Annotated in this window: 6 protein-coding genes; 1 reads left to right on the forward strand and 5 read right to left on the reverse strand. The window is 69.9% G+C overall.

Features of this window, described 5'->3' with window-relative positions:
- Positions 1-114 precede the first annotated feature (114 nt).
- The 5 genes from J0695_RS13795 to J0695_RS13815 form a co-directional block, all read right to left on the reverse strand.
- Positions 115-606 (reverse strand): hypothetical protein, encoded by a 492-nt coding sequence (locus J0695_RS13795; protein WP_206962305.1) that lies wholly within the window; start codon positions 604-606, stop codon positions 115-117.
- Positions 607-654: 48 nt separating this feature from the next.
- A complete protein-coding gene (gene ilvD / locus J0695_RS13800) occupies positions 655-2,505 on the reverse strand; it encodes a dihydroxy-acid dehydratase (RefSeq protein WP_206962306.1) in 1,851 nt (616 codons plus the stop codon).
- Between the two features lie 163 nt (positions 2,506-2,668).
- Positions 2,669-3,334, reverse strand: coding sequence for a TetR/AcrR family transcriptional regulator (locus J0695_RS13805; protein ID WP_206962307.1), 666 nt, complete (start codon positions 3,332-3,334; stop codon positions 2,669-2,671).
- On the reverse strand, positions 3,331-4,149 hold the full coding sequence (locus tag J0695_RS13810; protein ID WP_206962308.1) for a sugar phosphate isomerase/epimerase family protein: 819 nt from the start codon (positions 4,147-4,149) through the stop codon (positions 3,331-3,333). The genes J0695_RS13805 and J0695_RS13810 overlap by 4 nt, the downstream gene beginning before the upstream one ends.
- A gap of 23 nt (positions 4,150-4,172) precedes the next feature.
- Positions 4,173-5,105 carry a Ppx/GppA family phosphatase gene (locus J0695_RS13815; RefSeq protein ID WP_206962309.1) on the reverse strand — a complete coding sequence of 311 codons (933 nt, stop codon included), beginning with the start codon at positions 5,103-5,105 and terminating at the stop codon, positions 4,173-4,175.
- Between the two features lie 40 nt (positions 5,106-5,145).
- On the opposite strand from J0695_RS13815, the gene J0695_RS13820 reads away from it, so the two are divergent.
- Positions 5,146-5,949 (forward strand): DUF3109 family protein, encoded by an 804-nt coding sequence (locus J0695_RS13820; RefSeq protein WP_206962310.1) that lies wholly within the window; start codon positions 5,146-5,148, stop codon positions 5,947-5,949.
- Positions 5,950-5,974: the final 25 nt, after the last annotated feature.

A 5,974-nucleotide genomic window follows, 5' to 3' on the forward strand; every position in this document is an offset into this window, starting at 1 on the left:
GCTCCGCCCCCGGACCCCCGCTCCTCAAGCGCCGGAGGGGCTTGATTTTGCCCCCTGTGCGCTTGTACGTGCGGGTGCCGACACGCGAATTTGGTCGGCGTGCGCTTGATCGCGCTACTTGCGCTTCTTTCGTGCCGACGGGTTGCCCGCTCGGCTCCCCTTGCGCTTTTCGTACCGGGCCTGCGCCGTCTCGTACTCCGTGCGGCGCAGTTTCTCGCCCGGGGCCTCGATCAGCGAGCGGCAGAAGTATGCGACCAGCGAGCCGATGAAGCCGATCGCCTTCAGGCTGCGCATTGCTTCTTCCCTGGCCGGGTCCGCGGGGCGACGGCGGAAGCCCTCCCAGGTGCGGGCGAAGGCGAGGGCGCTGCAGACCGAGAAGACCAGGATGAACAGGAGGTCGACGAAGCTGCCCACGTCCGCGATCTCCAGGCCCTGGTAGGCGAAGCGCATGACGAGGCAGGCGGCGACCGCGGCCACCAGGGAGCCTGCGGACACGCCGGCGCGCCGCAGCCCGTATCCGTCCTTGTGGTCGACCCAGGTCGTGCCGAAGAAGCGGATGGACTCGGGCTGCGGCCCGCCGGGGGTGGTGCTGGGGTTCTCGCTCACGGGTCGATTATCCCCGGTCGCGGGTGTTGCTGCGGCGAGCCGCGGTGGTCAGCCGAGCCGGCTGATGTCGCGGACCGCGCCCCGGTCGGCGCTGGTGGCCATGGCCGCGTACGCCTTCAGGGCCTGCGAGACCTTGCGCTCGCGGGACTTGGGGGCGTAGACGCCGTTCAGTGCCGCGCGGCGGGTGTCCAGGTCCGCGTCGGAGACCAGGAGCTCGATGGAGCGGTTCGGGATGTCGATACGGATACGGTCACCGTCCTCGACGAGGGCGATCACGCCGCCGGACGCCGCCTCGGGTGAGGCGTGGCCGATCGAGAGGCCAGAGGTGCCGCCGGAGAAGCGGCCGTCGGTGACCAGGGCGCATGCCTTGCCGAGGCCTCGGCCCTTGAGGAAGGACGTCGGGTAGAGCATCTCCTGCATACCCGGGCCGCCCTTGGGGCCCTCGTAGCGGATCACCACTACGTCGCCCTCCTTGATCTCCTTGCGGAGGATCTTGTCGACCGCTGCTTCCTGGGACTCGCAGACCACCGCGGGGCCCTCGAAGGTCCAGATCGACTCGTCCACGCCCGCTGTCTTTACGACACAGCCGTCGACGGCCAGGTTGCCCCTGAGGACTGCGAGGCCGCCGTCCTTGGAGTACGCGTGTTCGAGGTCGCGGATGCAGCCGCCCGCGGCATCGAGGTCCAGGGTGTCCCAGCGTTCCGACTGGGAGAAGGCTGTCGCCGAGCGGACGCAGCCGGGGGCCGCGTGCCAGAGCTCGACGGCCTCGGGGGACGGGGAGCCGCCGCGGACGTCCCAGGTCTTCAGCCAGTCCGCGAGGGACGGGGAGTGCACCGAGTGGACTTCCTCGTTCAGCAGGCCCGCGCGGTGGAGCTCGCCGAGGATGGCGGGGATGCCGCCTGCCCGGTGGACGTCCTCCATGTAGTACGTACCGCCGGGCGCGACGTTCGGGGCGACCTTGGCGAGGCAGGGGACGCGGCGCGAGACCTCGTCCATCTCGGCCAGTCCGTACGGGAGTTCCGCCTCCTGGGCTGCTGCCAGGAGGTGCAGGATCGTGTTGGTCGAGCCGCCCATGGAGATGTCCAGGGCCATCGCGTTGTCGAACGCGGCACGGGTGGCGATCGCGCGGGGCAGGACCGAGGCGTCGTCCTGCTCGTAGTGGCGCTTCGTGATGTCGACGACCGTACGGCCGGCCGCCTCGTACAGCGCCCTGCGGGACGTGTGCGTGGCCAGGACCGAGCCGTTGCCGGGGAGGGAGAGGCCGAGGGCCTCGGTCAGGCAGTTCATCGAGTTGGCGGTGAACATGCCCGAACAGCTGCCACAGGTGGGACAGGCGTTCTCCTCGATACGGAGCATGTCCGCGTCGGAGATCTTGTCGTTGACGGCGTCGGTGATCGCGTCGACCAGATCGAGGCTGCGGACCGTGCCGTCGACGAGGGTGGCCTTGCCGGCCTCCATCGGACCGCCGGAGACGAAGACCGTGGGGATGTTGAGGCGCAGTGCGGCCATCAGCATGCCGGGGGTGATCTTGTCGCAGTTCGAGATGCAGATCAGCGCGTCGGCGCAGTGCGCTTCGACCATGTACTCGACGCTGTCCGCGATGAGGTCGCGGGAGGGGAGGCTGTAGAGCATCCCGCCGTGGCCCATCGCGATGCCGTCGTCGACCGCGATGGTGTTGAACTCGCGGGGGACGGCGCCGGCGGCCAGGATCGCTTCGGAGACGATGCGGCCCACCGGGGCGAGGTGCGTGTGACCCGGGACGAACTCCGTGAAGGAGTTGGCCACGGCGATGATCGGCTTCCCGATGTCCTCGCTCGCTACACCGGAGGCGCGCATGAGGGCGCGGGCGCCTGCCATGTTGCGGCCGTGGGTGACTGTGCGGGACCTCAGCTCGGGCATCGTCGCTCGCTCCTTAGGAGGGATGGGGCTGGCGTCGAGCGTACGCCTGGGGTTCAGGATCTGGACAGCGCGTCCGCTATGCGGGATGTGGGGGCCGGGATGCGGGCGCGTGGTACGGGCCCGTCGGGGGGTTTCGGGGGCTCCGCCCCCGGGCCCCCGGTCCTCAATCGCCGGACAGGCTTGATTTTGCCCCAGGCGCGCTTGGATGTGCGGACGGGGACGGGTCCGTCAGGTAGCGCTGGAGCGTGGGGGCGACCGTGGTGATGATCTCTTCCGGGTCCGTCGAGGCCAGGGGTTCCACCTTGATCACGTATCGCAGGATCGCGATGCCGATCATGTGCGAGGCCGCCAGTTCCGCGCGGAACTTCGGGTTCGGGACGTCCAGGTCCGCCGCCACCCGCTCCAGGACCATGCGCAGGACGACCGTGCGCAGGACAGTGGCCGCCGTCTCGTTCGTCAGGGCCGAGCGGATCACCGCCAGGAGCGGGGTCCTGGTCGCCGGGTTCTCCCATACGCCGATGAAGTAGCGCGCCAGGCGCTCCCCGATGCCGTCCGTGGAGGTGCCGAGGATCGCCGGGACCAGCTGGACCGGCTCCATCGTCATCTCGATGGCCGCCGCGAAGACCTCGTCCTTGGTACCGAAATAGTGGTGGACCAGCGACGCGTCGACCCCGGCCTGCTTGGCGATGGAGCGCATGGAGGTCTTGTCGTAACCCCGTTCGGAGAACTCCGTGCGTGCGGCGGCGAGGATCCGCTCGCGGGCGGCCGGTTCCGCCTCGGACTGTGCGCGGGAGGGGCGGCCGCGGCGGCGCGGGGTCGCGGAGGTCACTGCTGGGGGACCCGGGTGGCCAGATGCAGGCGGGTGAAGGCGAGCGCCTCCGCCAGATCGGCCTCGCGTTCGGCGGCGGACATCGCGCGGCGGGTGTTGACCTCGATGACGACATGGCCGTCGAAGCCCGTGCCGGCCAGGCGCTCCAAGAGCTCCGCGCAGGGCTGGTTGCCGCGGCCGGGGACCAGGTGTTCGTCCTTGCCGGAGCCCTTGCCGTCGGCGAGGTGGATGTGGGCCAGGCGGTCGCCCATCCGGTCGACCATGGACATGGCCTCGGAGCGGGCCGTCGCCGTGTGCGAGAGGTCGACCGTGAAGTGCCGGTAGTCCTCCTTGGTGACGTCCCAGTCGGGTGCGTACGCGAGCATCTCGCGGTCGCGGTAGCGCCAGGGGTACATGTTCTCGACAGCGAAGCGGACGTCGGTCTCGTGGGCCATCCGCCAGATGCCGGTCACGAAATCGCGTGCGTACTGCCGCTGCCAGCGGAACGGCGGGTGAACGACGACCGTGGACGCGCCGAGCTTGTCCGCGGCCGCCTGGGCGCGCAGGAGCTTGGTCCAGGGGTCCGTGGACCACACGCGCTGGGTGATCAGGAGACACGGGGCGTGGATGGCCAGGATCGGCACCCCGTGGTAGTCGGAGAGGCGGCGCAGCGCCTCGATGTCCTGGGAGACGGGGTCGGTCCAGACCATGACCTCGACACCGTCGTAGCCCAGGCGCGCGGCGATCTCGAAGGCCGTCGCCGTCGACTCCGGATACACGGACGCCGTGGACAGCGCGACCTTCGCATCCGGGATGCGCACCACTGGTTCTGCCACGGGAGACAGCGTACGGGCCATGGCTAGCGGGCCGGGAGGTGGTCCAGGCGGCGCAGGATGATGCCCTCGCGCAGCGCCCAGGGGCAGACCTCGAGTTCCTCGACGCCGAAGAGGTCCATCGCACCCTCCGCGACCAGGGCTCCTGCGGGGAGCTGGTGGGCGCGGCCCTCGGAGACGCCGGGCAGGGCGCCGCGCTCGGCGGTCGTCATCGCGGCGAGCTTGGGGACCCATTCCTCCAGTGATTTACGACTCAGTCGGCGCTGGACGTACAGACCTTCGTTCGAGCGGGCCGCCCCTGCGATACGGGAGAGCTGCTTGAAGGTCTTGGAGGTCGCGACGACATGATCCGGCTTGCCGAAGCGGGTGAACTCGCCGACCGTACGGGCGATCTGGGCACGTACATGGCGGCGCAGTGCCTTCACGTCGAGCGGGTCCGGCGGATCGCCCGGCAGCCAGGTGTGCGTGAGCCGGCCCGCGCCGAGCGGGAGGGAGACGGCGATGTCCGGGTTCTCGTCCATGCCGTACGCGATTTCGAGGGAGCCCCCGCCGATGTCGAGGAGCAGGAGCCTTCCTGCGGACCAGCCGAACCAGCGGCGGGCGGCGAGGAAGGTGAGCCGCGCCTCCTCCTCGCCGCTGAGGACTTGGAGGTCGACGCCCGTCTCGTCGTGGACGCGCGCGAGGACGTGGTCGGCGTTGCTGGCTTCGCGGACGGCGGAGGTCGCGAAGGGCAGTACCTCTTCGGCGCCCTTGTCCTCGGCGGCCTGCAGGCCCTCGCTGATGGTGGCGACCAGCCGGTCGACGCCTTCGGGGCCGATCGCCCCCTGCTCGTCCAGGAGTTCGGCGAGACGGAGCTCCGCCTTGTGCGAGTGCGCCGGCAGGGGGCGGGCGCCGGGGTGGGCGTCGACGACCAGCAGATGAACTGTGTTCGAACCGACGTCGAGGACTCCGAGTCTCATATACGGAACGCTACTGCGGATGGGCACTTACCCTTGCCCTGTGCCGAAGACGAAAAAGGTTAAGCCGGGCAAAGCCGTAAAGCTGCCCAGCCCGAAGCATGACGAGAAGGGTCTGGACTTCGCCCGGGCCTGGGTCGAGTTCCCCGATCCCGCCGACGACGAGCAGGTGTTCCGGTGTGATCTGACATGGCTCACTTCCCGGTGGACCTGCATCTTCGGCAGCGGCTGCCAGGGGATCGAGGCCGGGCGGGCTGACGACGGATGCTGCACTCTCGGTGCGCACTTCTCGGACGACGACGACGAGAAGCGGGTCGCCGGGCACGTGGAGCGGCTCACGCCGGACCTGTGGCAGTTCCACGATGTGGGGACCGACTCCGGGTGGACCCAGGTCGACGAGGACGGCGAGCGGCAGACGCGCCGCTGGAACGGGTCGTGCATCTTCCAGAACCGTCCCGGATTCGCGGGTGGTGCGGGGTGCTCGCTGCACATCCTGGCGCTCAAGGAGGGCAAGGAGCCGCTGGAGACGAAGCCGGACGTGTGCTGGCAGCTGCCGGTCCGGCGGACGTACGAGTGGATCGACCGGCCCGACGAATCGCGCGTGCTGCAGATCTCGATCGGTGAGTACGACCGGCGCGGCTGGGGTCCCGGCGGCCACGAGCTGCACTGGTGGTGCACCTCGGCGACGTCCGCGCACGGGGCGGGCGATCCGGTCTATGTGACGTACCGGCCCGAACTGACCGAGCTCATGGGCAAGAAGGGGTACGACCGGCTGGTCGGGCTCTGCGAGGAGCGGCTGTCCTCGCTGCTGCCGATGGCGCCGCACCCGGCCGACCCGGTCGGATAGCCGGACCAATAGCCGGGCGCCCGGC

Source organism: Streptomyces beijiangensis, assembly GCF_017315755.1.
Classification (GTDB): Bacteria; Actinomycetota; Actinomycetes; order Streptomycetales; family Streptomycetaceae; genus Streptomyces; species Streptomyces beijiangensis.

Excerpts from the sequence above, each read along its gene's own strand:
- ilvD (WP_206962306.1), bottom strand. The coding sequence starts at position 2,505 with ATGCCCGAGCTGAGGTCCCGCACAGTCACCCACGGCCGCAACATGGCA.
- J0695_RS13815 (WP_206962309.1), bottom strand. The coding sequence starts at position 5,105 with ATGAGACTCGGAGTCCTCGACGTCGGTTCGAACACAGTTCATCTGCTG.